A 13,727-nucleotide genomic window follows, 5' to 3' on the forward strand; every position below is an offset into this window, starting at 1 on the left:
CGCGCATCGTGCCGGCCTCGTCGAGCACCGAGGCCTTGCAACGAAACACCCGGCAGCGGGTACGCGAGGCCGGCCCGCGCGAGGCGCGCCGGCACGAGGCCCGCCCGCGCCGCGGCCCCGACCGTGTCGTGCACCGGCGCAAGCTCTGGCGGCAACCACCCGTGTCGCTGGTCGGCCGCTGCCGGCACTGGCACCCACCAGCCGCCCGGGCGCGCCACTGGCGCTGATCCCGCCGCCGCCGGTGCTGATCCGTCCGCCGTGGCGCTGGCAACCGCCGAGCGGTCTCTCCCGTCGCCGCTCCCGCGGCTGGCGCTGGCAACCGCCAAGGCGGCCTGCCCGTCGCCGGCGCGGAATCAGCCGCGGGCCGTGTGCGTCTCCAGGAGAGGCGCGTCGCCGGCGCCGCACTCGTCCCACGGGCCTTCGTAGCCGTGCACCGCGATGCCGCTCGTGCGCAGGTCACCGCCGTTCTCGGGGTCGAGCAGCTCCGACGCATCCGACACCGACGGGTTGTGTCCAATGATCATGACGGTGCCGACCGCGTCGTCGATGCCCTGGATCAGGTCGAGCAGGTCGGAGTCGTCGCCCTCGTAGACCTCGCCCCGGTAGTCGACCTCGGGCGACGGCGCGTCGTCGCCGGCCGCGTCGGCCATGCCCAGCGCGATGCCGTGCCAGGTCTGCCGGGTGCGCTTCGACGGCGAGCAGATGACCAGGTCAGGCCGGTATTCGCGGTGCGCGAGCCAGGCACCGACCGCGCCGGCGTCGGCGTGCCCCCGCGCGGTGAGCGGGCGATCGACGTCGCTGACGCCGTCGGGCCGGTCGGCCTTCGCATGCCGGACCAGCAGGATCCTGCGCTCGGTCATGGCACCAAGCTTGCCTGATTGGCCGTACTGCCACATGGGTAAGACGGACTGTGCCCGCCCGCTCTACGCATCATGAAGGAGGCGACCACAGTGGGCATTGGTGGCAGCATCTTCCTCATCGCCGTCGGCGCGATCTTCACGTTCGCCCTCGACGTCAACCTCGGCTGGCTCGACCTCGACGTGGTCGGGTGGGTGCTCATGCTCGCCGGCGTGGTCGGCCTGATCCTCACCACCTGGTACTGGCAGAGCCGCCGGCGGACCACCGTCGTGCGCGACACGCGGGCCACGCCGCCCGCCTCGCCCTACGGGACCGCGGCGCCGCCGCCCCCGGCCGCGCGGGTCGAGGAGTACCACGAGGTGCGCCGGGACGACCCTCCGTACTGACGCACAATGATCTTGTGGCCCCCCACCTGGCGGGGGGCCACTCTTATTTGGCGAACAGCGCCAGGTAGATCGCCACGTGGTGGCAGATCGCCGCGACCAGCGTGCAGGCGTGGAAGAACTCGTGGTGGCCGAACACGGTCGGCCACGGGTTGGGCCGGCGCATCGCGTAGAACACGGCACCGACGGTGTACGCGAGCCCGCCGGCGAGCAGGAGCAGCAGGCAGGTCACCCCGCCGTTCCGGAGGATGTCGGGGAAGACGGCCAGCGCGACCCAGCCGAGCGCGAGATAGAGGGGCGCGGAGAGCCACCGCGACCCGTGGGGTCTTAAAAGCTTCAGCGTCACCCCGCCGATCGCACCGGCCCAGACGATGCCGAGGATGATCGTCGCCGTGCGCGTCGGGAGCAGGAGCACGGCGAACGGGGTGTACGTGCCGGCGATGAAGATGAAGATCATCGAGTGGTCGAGCCGGCGCATGATCTGGTAGCCGCGCTCGGACCACACCCGACGGTGGTACAACGCGCTGGTGCCGAAGAGCGCACACACGGTGACGCTGTATACGACACAGCTGACGAACGGGGACCATCCGGGCCGGGTCGCGGCGATCGTGCACAGCACGATGCCGGCCACTACCGCGACGAAGAAGGCGTACGCGTGGAGCCAACCACGCATCCGCGGCTTGCCGAGGTCGGTTGGCCGCAACCGGGATCGGGTGGACGTCGTCACTGGATCAGGCTACCGACCTGCGCTGGGAGGAGTCTGGAAGTCCGCGCGGCCCACCCGTGTGAGGCATCGCACCGGACGTCGACAATGGATCCGTGCGCATCCTCCCGGTCGGCGCGACCGCCCTGCTGATCGAGTGCCCGGCCGACGAGGTGGAGGCGTGGCGGGCGGAGTTGTGGCGGCGCCGGGCCGACGGGTCACTGCGCGTGGCGGAGATCGTGCCGGGCGCGCGGACCGTGCTGCTCGACGGCGTCGACCAGGCCGCGGCCGATCTGATCATGAGTTGGGCACCGCCGCCGCCGGCCGACGCCGCGTCCGGTGAGCTGGTTGAGATACCCACGGTGTACGACGGTCCGGACCTGCCGACCGTCGCCGCCCTGTGGTCGGTGCCGGTACCCACGGTGATCTCGCGGCTCGCGTCGACCACGTTCCGGGTGGCCTTCTGCGGCTTCGCGCCTGGTTTCGGCTACTTGACCGGGTTGCCACCGTCGCTGGCGGTGCCGCGGCTCGCCACGCCCCGGACCTCGGTGCCCGCCGGGTCGGTCGGGCTCGCCGGGCCGTACGCCGGGATCTATCCGACCGCCTCGCCCGGCGGCTGGCAGTTGGTCGGGCACACCGGGGTGACCTTGTTCGACGTGTCGCAGGAGCCGCCCGCGCTGCTCGCACCCGGGACCGTGGTTCGGCTGGTGGCGGCGTGAACCGGGTGCTGGAGGTGACCCGGGCCGGCGCACTGACCACCGTCCAGGATCTCGGGCGGCCGGGGTACGCGCACCTCGGCGTGCCGCGCTCCGGTGCGCTGGACGCGGCCGCGCTGATGCGGGCGAACGCCCTGGTGGGCAACCCTCCGTCGGCCGCCGGGTTGGAGACGACGCTGACCGGCTGTGCGTTCCGGCTGCCGGGCGGCGGCGTGGTCGCGGTCTCCGGCGCCGTCTGCCGGCTCCGCGTGGACGGCGTCGCGGTCGAACTGGACTCGGCGGTCGCCGTGCCGGCCGGCGCCCTGGTCGACGTCGGCCGGGCGACGGCCGGGGTGCGGTCCTACGCCGCCGTGGCCGGTGGCGTGATGGTGCGGCCCGTGCTCGGGAGCCGCTCGACGGACACGCTCTCCGGGTTGGGGCCACCGCGGGTGCGCGACGGCGACCGGCTGCCGCTCGGCGCGGCCGGCTCCGGCGGCGCTCAAGTCGAGGTCGGGCCCGTGCCCGGCGGGGAGATCACGTTGCCGGTCCGCCTCGGCCCCCGCGACGGGTGGTTCACCGCCGCCGCGGTCTCGACGCTGCTGACCACGGCGTACACGGTGAGCCCGAACAGCAACCGCGTCGGCGCGCGGCTGGCCGGCGCGGCCCTGGCCCGCGCGGACGCCGGCGAGCTACCGAGCGAGGGCGTCGTGCTCGGCGCCGTGCAGGTGCCGGCCGACGGGCAGCCGCTGGTGTTCCTGGCCGACCACCCGGCCACCGGCGGATATCCGGTGATCGCCGTGGTCACCGACGTAACCGCCCTGGCCCAGGCCCGTCCGGGCAGTACCGTCAGATTTCATGGACCTGAACGCTGACCTGGCCGAGGGCTTCGGCATCTGGCGGCTCGGCGACGACGACGCCCTGCTCGACGTGATCACCTCGGCCAACGTCGCGTGCGGCTTCCACGGCGGCGACCCGGCCACGATGCGCCGGGTCTGCGCGACGGCGGCGGCCCGCGGCGTCGCGGTCGGCGCCCAGGTCAGCTACCGGGATCTGGCGGGTTTCGGCCGGCGGCGGATCGACTACGCGTTCGACGAGCTGCGCGACGACGTGATCTACCAGATCGGCGCGTTGGACGGCTTCTGCCGGGTGGCCGGCAAGTCGGTCCGCTACGTCAAGCCGCACGGCGCGCTCTACAACGTCGCGGCGGTCGACGAGGCGCAGGCCGCGGCGGTGGTCGCCGCGGTGCGGGACTACGACCGGTCGCTGCCGGTGCTCTGCTCGCCGGGGTCGACGCTGGCCGAGCTGGCGGTCGGCGCCGGGCTCACGGTCGTGGCGGAGGGCTTCGCGGACCGGGCGTACGAGCCGGACGGCCGCCTGGTCTCCCGCTCGCAGCCCGGCGCGGTGATCGACGACCCGTCGGCGGTGGTCGAGCGCGCGCTGCGGTTGGCGCGCCAGGGCACGGTGACGGCCGTGGACGGCACGGTCATCCCGGTCCGCGTGGCGTCGATCTGCCTGCACAGCGACACGCCCGGCTCGGCCGAACTGGCCCGCCGGATCCGCGACGCGCTCACCGGGGCGGGTGTCGCCCTGGCTCCCTTCGCGGGCTAGGGGTTCTCGTCGAGGCCGCGGAGCACCAGGGCGACGCGCTGCGCGCCGTCGGTGGTGACCTGGACCGGGACGCCCCAGTCCTGGCGGGTCAGGTGGCAGGCCGCGTGCTCGGCCTCGGCGTCGCAGGTGGCCGCCTGGGCCACCACCTGGAGGACGCCGCCCGCGACACCTTCGGCGATGACCAGGCGGCGCCGCAGGTCGGTGGTGGTGCCCTCGCCCTCGATCAGCAGCTCCGGCGGTGACGCCGAGACCACGAGGCGGGTCGACGGGCCGAACGACTCGTCGAGCTTCTGCCCGGGCGCGGGCGTGAAGATCACGTCGAGGGTGACCTCGCCGGCGGCCACCATCGTCGGTGGGCGCTCCGTGCGGTGGCGGGTGCCCGGCGCCGTCGACGCGCCGGCCTCTCCCGCGAGCGCGGTCAGCCGGTGGCCGGCCGACTCGACGACCAGCACCGTGCCGTCCGCGGTGACCGCGACGTCGCTGGGCTCCGCGAGGCCGTCCGCCACGGTGGAGACCGTGTTGCCGGCGGGGTCGAACCGGCGCACCGCACCGTTGTAGGTGTCCGCGACCAGGACCGAACCGTCGGCCAGCGCGTGTACGCCCAGCGGGTGCTGGAACAGCGCCTGGTCCGCGGGACCGTCCATGTGCCCGAAGTCGAACAGGCCCTGGCCGACCGCCGTGTGCATCGTGTCGTCCTCGACGTAGCGCAGGGCGCTGGTCTCGCTGTCGGCGATCCAGAGCCGGGTGCCGTCGACCGAGGTGGACAGGCCGGACGGCTGCGCCATCCAGACGTCGGGCAGCGGACCATCGCGCAGCGCCTCGACCGTGGTGCCGGCGTAGACCCCGGTGGTGCGCTTGATCGGGTCGTACCACCAGAGCTGGTGGATCCCGGCCATCGCGATCACGACCTGGCCGGCGTACCAGGCGACGTCCCACGGCGAGGAAAGATCGCTGGCCAGGGCGTCGTGCGGGTGGTCGTCGGGCGTGGACCGCCACTGCCGGCCGGTGCCGGCGATCGTCACGACCTCGCCGGTGGCCAGCGTGAGCCCGCGCAGCAGGTGGTTGACGGTGTCGGCGACGACCACGTCGTAGCCGACCGACCCGGCGATCTCGGCGGGCAGCAGGCAGAGCCCCTGCGGCTCGGCGAACTCCGCCTTGTCGGGGCCGCCGTCGGCGCGCCCGCGGGTGCCGGTGCCGATCCGCCGGAGCTCCGTCTCGGCGTCCGGGGCGAGCTCGACGATCGAGTGCCGGGCGGAGTCGGAGACCAGCAGGTTGCCGGTGGGCAGGACGACGGCCTTGCCCGGGAAGCGCAGCGCGGTGTCGGCGGGCGGCGGGGCGACGTAGGGCCCGTCGCCGCGGTGCAGGGTGCCCTTGGCCTCGTGGGTGGCGATCAGCTCGTCGACCAGCCGGCCGAGCCCTTCGGCGTGCCCCTCACCGGCCATCGTGGCGACGACGTACCCCTCGGGGTCGACGACGGTGAGCGTCGGCCAGGCCTTGGCGGCGTACTGGTCCCAGGTGATCAGCTCCGGGTCGTCCAGGACGGGGTGGTCGACCTCGTACCGCTCGACCGCGGCCCGCAGCGCCGCAGGATCACGCTCGTGCTCGAACTTCGGCGAGTGCACACCGACGACGACCAGCACGTCGGCGTACTTCTCCTCGAGCGGCCGCAGCTCGTCGAGCACGTGCAGGCAGTTGATGCAGCAGAAGGTCCAGAAGTCGAGCAGCACGATCTTGCCGCGCAGATCGCCGATCGACAGTTCCTTACCGCCGGTGTTGAGCCAGCCCCGCCCCTTGAGCTGGGGCGCCCGCACGCGAGGAGTCACACACCAATCGTGCCAGCAGGGCCGGTCGCGGCACGACCGGCCCTGGCTGGTGCAGCGCTCAGAACGCCTCTTCGGGCAGGTCCATCAGGTCCAGGGTGGTGGCCTCGATGATGCGGCGGTCGGCGCCCAGGCGCGGCAGGACCTCGCGGGCGAAGAAGCGGGCCGCGGCGACCTTGCCCGCGTAGAACGCGTCCGGTCCCTCCGTCAGCTTGCGCAGCGCGACCTCGGCCTGCCGTTGCAGCAGCCAGCCCACGATCAGGTCGCCCACCGCGAGCAGGAAGCGCCGCGACGCCAGGCCGATCTTGTAGACCGCCCGCGGGTCCGTCGCCGCCTCGCCCAGCCAGCCCGTCATCACCCCGAGCATCGCCTGGGACTCGGCCAACGCCTTGCCCAGTGCGAGCCGCTCCTCCTTGAGTTGGCCGTTGCCACCCTCGGACTCGATGAACTGCTGGATCTCGCCCGCGACGGCCAGCAGCGCCTTGCCCTGGTCCTTGACGATCTTGCGGAACACCAGGTCCAGGCTCTGGATGGCGGTCGTACCCTCGTAAAGGGTGTCGATCTTCGCGTCCCGGACGTACTGCTCCAGCGGGTAGTCCTGCAGGAAGCCCGAACCACCGAACGTCTGCAGCGACTCCGAGCCGAGCAGCTCGTACGCCCGCTCCGAGCCGAGGCCCTTCACGATCGGCAGCAGGAAGTCGTTGACCCGCTTCGCCAGCTTCTCCGCCGACGCGTCACCGGCGTGCGCGGCCAGCCTGATCTTGTCCTGCCAGCTCGCGGTGTAGACCACCAGGGCGCGCATGCCCTCGGCGTACGACTTCTGCAGCATCAGCGACCGGCGCACGTCCGGGTGGTGGGTGATCGTCACCCGCGGCGCACCCTTGTCGGCCTGGGCCAGCAGGTCCGCGCCCTGCACCCGGGACTTGGCGTACTCCAGCGCGTTCAGGTAGCCCGTCGACAGCGTGGCGATCGCCTTCGTGCCGACCATCATCCGGGCGTACTCGATGATCAGGAACATCTGCCGGATGCCCTCGTGCACGTCGCCCATCAGCCAGCCCTTGGCCGGGATGCCGTGGTCGCCGAAGGTCAGCTCGCAGGTGTTGGAGACCTTGAGGCCCATCTTGTGCTCGACGTTGGTGGCGAACACGCCGTTGCGCTCGCCGAGCTCGCCGGTCTCCTCGTCGAAGTGGAACTTCGGCACGACGAACAGCGACAGCCCCTTGGTGCCCGGGCCGCCCACACCCTCGACGCCGACCGGGCGGGCCAGCACGTAGTGCACGATGTTCTCGCTCAGGTCGTGCTCGCCCGAGGTGATGAACCGCTTGACGCCCTCGATGTGCCAGGAGCCGTCGGGCTGCGGGACCGCGCGGGTGCGGCCGGCGCCGACGTCCGAGCCCGCGTCGGGCTCGGTGAGCACCATGGTCGACGCCCAGCCCTTCTCGATGAACAGCTCGGCCCACTTCTTCTGCCGTTCGGTGCCCTCACGGTGCAGCGTGGTCGCGAACGACGGGCCGGACGCGTACATCCAGATCGGCGCGTTGGAGCCGAGGATCAGCTCGGCGAGCGACCACCACAGGGCGCGCGGCGCGGACGTTCCGCCGAGCTCCGCCGGCAGGTCGAGGCGCCAGAACTCGGCGTCCATGAAGCGGTGGTACGAGCGCCGGAAGGCCTCGGGCAGCGGCGCGCTGTGCGTCGCCGGGTCGAACACCGGCGGGTTGCGGTCGCTGTCGGCGTAGCTGGCGGCGAGGTCCTCGCGGGCGAACCGGTCGAGCTCGACCATGAAGTTGCGGGCGGTGTCGACGTCGATGTCGGCGAACGGCGCCTGACCGAGGACCTGGCCGGCGCCGAACACCTCGAAGAGGTTGAACTCGATGTCGCGCAGGTTGCTCTTGTAGTGCGTCATGTGCCTGGGTTCCCCGATCCGGCGACAGTGGTTACTAGGCGGTAACCAAGGTTATTACCCGTGAGTAGACCTCACAAAGGGGTCCAGTCGGTGACCGGCGCCACAGTACTTCCATCGAGCGTCCCTTTTGAAACGCTTTATCTGCTTATGGGGGTCGATATCGGGTGGAGTCAAGTCGGCGCGCCGACACTCGCGTCACCGTAGCCGGCCGGAGGTCGTTTGGTGATTACCCGCGCCCCAGGGCGCCTGGACGCAGGAGGACCCCGATGACTCTCGCCAATCTCGCCGCCCTGCTGCTCAACCCGCGTGCCGGCTACGTCGGCCGGCACCGGGCACCGGAGGTCGAGCGCGTCGTCGCCTCGGCCCGGGTGCCGCGCCTGGTGACCGCCAGACAGCCCTGAAGGGATACCGGCCTACTCGCTGCCGACTTCCCAGCTGGGGACGCTGGCGGTGGTGACCGGGCGGGCACCGGCGTACTCCATGAGCACGACGGCGATGTCGTCGTCGAGCCGGCCGTGGACCCACTCGACCAGCGCCGTCTCCAGTGAGGCCAGTCCGTCGCCGACCGTGCCGTGGCCGAGCAGCCGCCACGCGCGGTCGGCGATCGGGAAGAACTCGCCCTCCCGGCGCGCCTCGCCCAGGCCGTCGGTGAACAGCAGCAACCGGTCACCGGGCTCGAGCCGCTCCACCCGCGGGCGGACCACCGGCATGAAGCCCAGCGGCGGTGCCGGCGCCGGCGGCTCCAGCGGGATCACCTCGCCGCGCCGGAGCAGCAACGGCGCCGGGTGACCACAGTTGACGATCGTCAGCGTCCCGCCGCGCTCCTCGACCATCGCCGCGGTGACGAAGTCCTCGTCGCCCACGCTGCGCGCCACGGCCCGGTCCAGGTCGGCGACGATCGCGCGCAGGTCGGCCCGCTCGTAGGCGACGTGGCGATAAGAGCCGAGCACGATGCTCGCGGTACGCACGGCGTCGAGGCCCTTGCCGCGCACGTCGCCGATGATGATCCGCACGCCGTACGGCGTGTCCAGGCACTCGTACAGGTCGCCGCCGATCTCGGCCGTGGCGGTGGCCGAGATGTACCGGCCCGCCACCTGCAGCGAGCCGATCTGCGGGCCGATCGGCCGCAGCACCGCCTGCTGGGCCACCTGCGCCAGTTTGGAGAGTTCCGCGATCCGCGCGGCCTGCCGCTCCCGGATCACCGCGACCACCGCCGCGATCGCGGTCGCCAGCGCGACGCCGGTGACGTTGACTCCGGTCGAGATCGTCACGCCGCGGGCGGCGAGCGCGAACGCGATGCCGACCACCGTGGCGAGGACGCCGACCGCGAGCACCATCCGCCAGGACGCGAACGCGGCCGCGAGGAAGGGCGCGGCGGCGACGAGGCCGACGTAGTTGGCGCTCGAGCCGTCCGCGATCTCCACAGCGGACACGATCGCGAGCAGCACTAGGGCCGCGCCGAGGCCGGCGCGGGAACCAGGGCTGAGCGGGCGACGGCCCGGCGGGGAGAAGTGCATGGGTACGCCGAACAGCATGCCTGATCGAGGTGCGGTACAGAACGAAGTTGGCCCCTCGGCCATCCGGTTCTGACCAACCCGGTCGGTTCTGTCAGTTGTCCAGGATGTCGTACTTGACGGTCAACTCGCCCTGGCTCAGGCTCGCGATCGCGGCGAACGCGGCGCGGGACAGGTCGAGGCAACGGCCGCTCACGAACGGGCCGCGGTCGTTGATCCGTACCGTGACGGACTTGCCGTTGCTCGGGTTCGTCACCCGTACGCGCGTGTTGAACGCCAGGGTCTTGTGCGCCGCCGTCAGCGCGTCCGGGTTGAACGACTCGCCGTTGGCGGTGGTCTGGCCCTCGTCGTAGTACGAGGCTCCGCAGCTGCCGCTGCTGACCACGCTGCCGCCCGTGGCGGGCTTGCTGGTGGTCGTGGTCGGGCTCGGCTTGCGCGTGCTCGGTGAGCGGACGGCGCCGCGGGAGGCGTGCTCCGGCGAGCGGGTCGGCGTGGCCTTCGGCTTGGGCTTGGGGCTCGCCGTGGGGGTCGCGGCCGGCGGCGTCACTGTGGGTGACGGCGTGTCCGCTGTCGGTGTCGCGTCGGTCGATTGTGGAACATCGATCCGGCCGACTGTCGAGGCGGCCTTCTCCTCGGTCAGCTTGAGGGCGCCGAAAGCGCCACTGACCAGCAGCGCCAGCACCACGACCGCGGTCGCGACCGGTCCGAACAGCGAGGCTGACGCCGGTCGCCTGGTATGCCTACCCGCCACGATCTCGGGCTCCTTCCACCGGGGATGAACCGTTGCGGACGCTACCGAGCGTCGTACGCCGGATGTCAACGTGATCATTGGCTTTCGCCCGAATATGGACGGAAACGTTCAACCGATCGACTGACCCCGCGATGGTCCGTGGGTGCCGGTGTGCAGGATGGTTGTCGTGGCCTCCTTCGCACCGCTGCGGGACGAGTCTTTGCGCGCCGCCCTCGCGGAGGCGTTCCACTGGTTCGACCCCGGGGCACACAGCGACCACCTGGTCAGCGACGTGTCCGGTTGGTGGCATTCGCCGGAGCTGCTGGCCTCGGTCGGTCCGGCGCTGGCCGGACTGTTCGCCGGCGCGGCGCCCACCCTCGTGGTCTCGCCGGAGGTGACCGGTTTCCTGGTCGGGCCGCTCGTGGCGGTGGCGCTGGGCGTCGGGTTCGCGCCGGCGGTGAAGGACGGCGGCGACCGGCGGCTCGTCGACCGGGTCACGTGGGCGCGGACGCCGCCGGACTACCGCGGTCGGGAGCTGCGGCTGGGCGTACGTGACCGGCAGATCCGGGCCGCCGACCGGGTGCTGGTGGTGGACGACTGGGTGGCGACCGGTGCGCAGGTCCGGGCGCTCTACGACGTGGTGGCGCTGCGGGGTGCGACGGCGGTCGGTTGTGCGGCGATCGTCGACGCGGGTCCCCCGACGCTGGCCGCGGATCTCGGGTTGCGGTCGCTGCTGACGGCCGCCGATCTGCACTAGTCCGGCGGGGCGAACCACGCGCCGGTCTCGCCGGCCAGGGCCCGCTCGAGCCGCAACGTCGCCAGCTCGTCGAGGGGTGGGTGGTCGTCGACGGGGAACCAGCCGACCGCGAGCGACTCGTCGTCGTTGACCGTGGCGGCCGTGGTCAGCGCCCGGCAGACGAACGTGGTGTTGAGGTACTGGCACTCGTCGCCGTTCGGATATCTCACCAGCGGGCTTACGGTGACCGAGCTGATCCGCTCGGGCGTGACGCGCACGCCGGTCTCCTCGAAGACCTCGCGCACGATGGCGGCGGCCGGCTCCTCGCCAGGCTCCGGGATGCCGGAGATCAACGACCACTGACCGGTGTCGGCGCGGCGACCGAGCAGGATCTCCCCGGCGGCGTTGCGGACCACGGCGCTCACGCCGGGGAGCCAGAGCCGGGCGTGCCCGATGTGCTCGCGGATGTCGGTTATGAAGCGCGGAGTGGCCACGGGAGCACCCTAAAGGAGCGTTCGCGCTGGTAGAGCCAGCTACCAGGTCGGGAGATCACAGAGGGGTATAGCGCTATCTGCCATATCGCAGATTGGTGTCTACCGGAGAGCGAGGTAGTTCGGGTGCAATAGACGTAGCCACACCCCGGGAGGAGGTCAGATGCCCACCTACTATCCCGGTCCGGACGTGCGGATCACCGACAAGGTGTTCACCGTCCTGGGCGATCGACCGATCGGGTTCCGGATCAAGGACCTGGTCGACCCCTACGTCGTCCGCGGCGACCGGCACCCCGCCGGCGTGGTGACCGGCCGCTTCGCCATTGGCACCACGGTCGCCGGCACCGTGAGCTGGGGAATGCACGACTCCCTGCTGCTGCACCTGGCCATGGCGGTCGCGATCGCCATTCCGGTGGTGATCACCGGCGCGTGCATGCGGGCCGCGCCGCGCACCTACCAGTTGTGGGCCGTGCACGACGCGATGGACGTCTGCCTTTACGTGAGCACGCACCAGACCCGGTTCGGCCAGGTTCGGCGCGCCCTGGTCAGAGCCGTCGAAGAACAACACCGCCAGCGCTCGACGACAACGTGGCTGCGCGAGCTCGAACGCTGAGCTGCCCCAGTCGGCGCCGAGGGTGGACCGGCCCACCCTCGGCGTCTCCGTCGGGTGTCCTTTGTGCCAATCTGCGATATGGCAGGTTGCATAATTTCGGTGAGGCACCTCGCGATGCATAATGTTCCCGACCCGCGCGTTCGGCAAGCAGTTGCACCACCGATGTCCGTCGCCGACTGCGAGACCTTTGCCCCACGGCCGGCGTATGCCCCGACGCGCGCGCTCAAGCTGACAGGAGAGCGCCCAAGATGGCCGACTCGCCGTATGTAGCACGGCGTCGCGTGCGCTTGGCGATCCGACGTGCGCGAGAGACACGGGGCGCGACCCAGAGCGAAGTGGCCGAGGCCATGGAGTGGTCGCTGTCCAAAGTGATGCGCATCGAGAGCGGCGAAGTCACGATTTCCCAGAACGACCTGCGGCCGCTGCTCGCCTATCTCGGCGTCAAGGACAAGGCGCAGGTCGAGTCGCTGGTCGCGTCGGCCAAGCTGTCCAAACAGCGTGTCCAATGGTGGGAGACACCGCAGTACCGCGACCTCCTCACCCCGTCCATCGTCCAGCTCATGGGCTTCGAGGTGGCCGCGCAGGAGACGCGCTACTTCTGCTCCATGGTCGTGCCGGGCCGCCTGCAGACCCTCCCCTATGCCCGGGCCGTCATGGAGACGTTCGCCGGTGAGCTCAACGAGGAGGCCGTCGAGGCCCGGGTCCGGATGCGCGAACTGCGTCGGGAGCAGTTCCTGTCGGGCGGCGACCGCCAGGACATCTACGTGGTCCTCGACGAGTCGGTCCTACACCGCCAGGTCGGCGGCGCCGAGGTTCTGCGGGAGCAGCTCGAACACCTGCTTGACCTGATCGGGGGGCAACGGATCGCGCTGCGGATCGTTCCGTTCAAAGGACAGTCCGTGATCCCGATGTTCGCAACGTACGAGATCCACAACTTCGCCGACGGTGGAGAGATCCTCTACCGGGAGAGCGACACTCTCGACGAGATCGTCGAAGATTCTGAGAAGCTCAAACGGCATCGGGAAATCTTCGAACGGGTGTGGAGCGGCGCGTACGACGAGACCGCCTCGGCGGGCCTCCTCAAGGACCACGCCGACGCACTACGTTAATCTCGGCCGCGCGGCGCGCCGCGGCAGCTCGGAAGCGGTCTGACATGCCAACCTGCGATATGGCAGATAGCGGGGTCCCGGGGAGGGACATCGCCGTGCATAATGGACGGATGTCCAGTTGCCGCTGGGGTGGCACGCTCATGCCGTCCCGGCTCGGTCCTTAACCGCCTACTCGGGCCCGCCCTCGGGGTTCTGCGGACGAGGCCAACCCTGGCAACTTAGGCTGGCAGGGCAACTGGTAGGCGAAGAACCAACTCACCACCGCGGCGTGACCGTTCGCCGTGCCTCGCGTGCTGGTCACTGATAGGAGCGCCATGGCGGCCTCGAGCGACTCACCTGCGGTGACGCGCCGTCATGCCTTATCCGTCGCCGCCGGCCGTGGCACGCCTGCTGCTCCGATCGAGGCAGCGCCGCAAGGTCCACGCGCGAGCATCGCCGGAACCGACGGGCCTGCCGCTTCGACCGTGACGACGCCGCGAGGTCCACTCGTGAGCGTCGCCGGAGCGGACGTGTCCGCCGCCCCAACCGTGACAGCGCCGCAAAGTCCACGCGCGAGCAGTGCCG

16 protein-coding genes are annotated in these 13,727 nt (G+C 71.3%); 9 read left to right on the forward strand and 7 right to left on the reverse strand.

The features are described from left to right. Positions 1-227: hypothetical protein (locus AB0H87_RS17550; protein ID WP_360145961.1), on the forward strand; the 227-nt coding region annotated here is incomplete at its 5' end. 126 nt (positions 228-353) lie between these two features. Here the strand turns inward: AB0H87_RS17550 and AB0H87_RS17555 are convergent. Beyond that, a complete protein-coding gene (locus AB0H87_RS17555) occupies positions 354-860 on the reverse strand; it encodes a histidine phosphatase family protein (RefSeq protein WP_360145964.1) in 507 nt (168 codons plus the stop codon). A gap of 90 nt (positions 861-950) precedes the next feature. Here AB0H87_RS17555 and AB0H87_RS17560 point away from each other — a divergent pair, with 90 nt between their 5' ends. Then, complete coding sequence (locus AB0H87_RS17560; protein WP_360146041.1) at positions 951-1,244, forward strand: DUF6458 family protein; 294 nt, start codon at positions 951-953, stop codon at positions 1,242-1,244. Between the two features lie 43 nt (positions 1,245-1,287). Here the strand turns inward: AB0H87_RS17560 and AB0H87_RS17565 are convergent, their stop codons facing one another. Beyond that, positions 1,288-1,968 carry a hemolysin III family protein gene (locus tag AB0H87_RS17565; RefSeq protein WP_360145967.1) on the reverse strand — a complete coding sequence of 227 codons (681 nt, stop codon included), beginning with the start codon at positions 1,966-1,968 and terminating at the stop codon, positions 1,288-1,290. Between the two features lie 92 nt (positions 1,969-2,060). Here AB0H87_RS17565 and AB0H87_RS17570 point away from each other — a divergent pair, with 92 nt between their 5' ends. Genes AB0H87_RS17570 through AB0H87_RS17580 form a run of 3 tightly spaced genes read left to right on the forward strand, consistent with a single transcriptional unit; the run spans position 2,061 to position 4,247 of the window. Beyond that, positions 2,061-2,663 carry an allophanate hydrolase subunit 1 gene (locus AB0H87_RS17570; RefSeq protein WP_360145970.1) on the forward strand — a complete coding sequence of 201 codons (603 nt, stop codon included), beginning with the start codon at positions 2,061-2,063 and terminating at the stop codon, positions 2,661-2,663. Beyond that, positions 2,660-3,511, forward strand: a complete 852-nt coding sequence (locus AB0H87_RS17575) for a biotin-dependent carboxyltransferase family protein (protein WP_360145972.1) — start codon at positions 2,660-2,662, stop codon at positions 3,509-3,511. Before AB0H87_RS17570 ends, AB0H87_RS17575 begins: the two co-directional genes overlap by 4 nt. After that, a complete protein-coding gene (locus AB0H87_RS17580) occupies positions 3,495-4,247 on the forward strand; it encodes a 5-oxoprolinase subunit PxpA (protein ID WP_360145974.1) in 753 nt (250 codons plus the stop codon). The genes AB0H87_RS17575 and AB0H87_RS17580 overlap by 17 nt, the downstream gene beginning before the upstream one ends. Here AB0H87_RS17580 and AB0H87_RS17585 read toward each other — a convergent pair. Both AB0H87_RS17585 and AB0H87_RS17590 read right to left on the reverse strand, forming a co-directional pair. Next, entirely contained in the window at positions 4,244-6,070 is a 1,827-nt protein-coding gene (locus AB0H87_RS17585) for an NHL domain-containing thioredoxin family protein (protein ID WP_360145976.1), read from the reverse strand. The two genes, AB0H87_RS17580 and AB0H87_RS17585, sit on opposite strands and share 4 nt — an antisense overlap. Positions 6,071-6,128: 58 nt before the next feature. Next, positions 6,129-7,970, reverse strand: a complete 1,842-nt coding sequence (locus tag AB0H87_RS17590) for an acyl-CoA dehydrogenase (RefSeq protein ID WP_360145978.1) — start codon at positions 7,968-7,970, stop codon at positions 6,129-6,131. 266 nt (positions 7,971-8,236) lie between these two features. On the opposite strand from AB0H87_RS17590, the gene AB0H87_RS17595 reads away from it, so the two are divergent. Beyond that, the gene (locus AB0H87_RS17595; RefSeq protein ID WP_360145984.1) at positions 8,237-8,371 is read left to right on the forward strand and encodes a hypothetical protein; all 135 of its coding nucleotides are present in this window, start codon (positions 8,237-8,239) and stop codon (positions 8,369-8,371) included. Between the two features lie 12 nt (positions 8,372-8,383). On the opposite strand, the gene AB0H87_RS17600 is transcribed toward AB0H87_RS17595, so the two are convergent. Together AB0H87_RS17600 and AB0H87_RS17605 are read right to left on the reverse strand one after the other, a co-directional pair. Beyond that, complete coding sequence (locus AB0H87_RS17600) at positions 8,384-9,505, reverse strand: PP2C family protein-serine/threonine phosphatase (protein ID WP_360145987.1); 1,122 nt, start codon at positions 9,503-9,505, stop codon at positions 8,384-8,386. A gap of 73 nt (positions 9,506-9,578) precedes the next feature. Further along, positions 9,579-10,235 carry a septal ring lytic transglycosylase RlpA family protein gene (locus AB0H87_RS17605; protein ID WP_360145990.1) on the reverse strand — a complete coding sequence of 219 codons (657 nt, stop codon included), beginning with the start codon at positions 10,233-10,235 and terminating at the stop codon, positions 9,579-9,581. Between the two features lie 166 nt (positions 10,236-10,401). Between AB0H87_RS17605 and AB0H87_RS17610 the strand changes: the two genes are divergently transcribed. Next, positions 10,402-10,971 carry a phosphoribosyltransferase family protein gene (locus AB0H87_RS17610; protein WP_360145993.1) on the forward strand — a complete coding sequence of 190 codons (570 nt, stop codon included), beginning with the start codon at positions 10,402-10,404 and terminating at the stop codon, positions 10,969-10,971. Here the strand turns inward: AB0H87_RS17610 and AB0H87_RS17615 are convergent. Beyond that, entirely contained in the window at positions 10,968-11,444 is a 477-nt protein-coding gene (locus tag AB0H87_RS17615) for an NUDIX domain-containing protein (RefSeq protein ID WP_360145996.1), read from the reverse strand. The genes AB0H87_RS17610 and AB0H87_RS17615 overlap by 4 nt on opposite strands. 160 nt (positions 11,445-11,604) lie before the next feature. Here AB0H87_RS17615 and AB0H87_RS17620 point away from each other — a divergent pair, with 160 nt between their 5' ends. Together AB0H87_RS17620 and AB0H87_RS17625 are read left to right on the forward strand one after the other, a co-directional pair. Then, complete coding sequence (locus AB0H87_RS17620) at positions 11,605-12,054, forward strand: DUF6232 family protein (protein ID WP_360145999.1); 450 nt, start codon at positions 11,605-11,607, stop codon at positions 12,052-12,054. Between the two features lie 248 nt (positions 12,055-12,302). Beyond that, positions 12,303-13,163 (forward strand): helix-turn-helix transcriptional regulator, encoded by an 861-nt coding sequence (locus AB0H87_RS17625; RefSeq protein WP_360146002.1) that lies wholly within the window; start codon positions 12,303-12,305, stop codon positions 13,161-13,163. Positions 13,164-13,727: the final 564 nt, after the last annotated feature.

Source organism: Asanoa sp. NPDC050611, from assembly GCF_040654855.1.
Classification (GTDB): Bacteria; Actinomycetota; Actinomycetes; order Mycobacteriales; family Micromonosporaceae; genus Asanoa.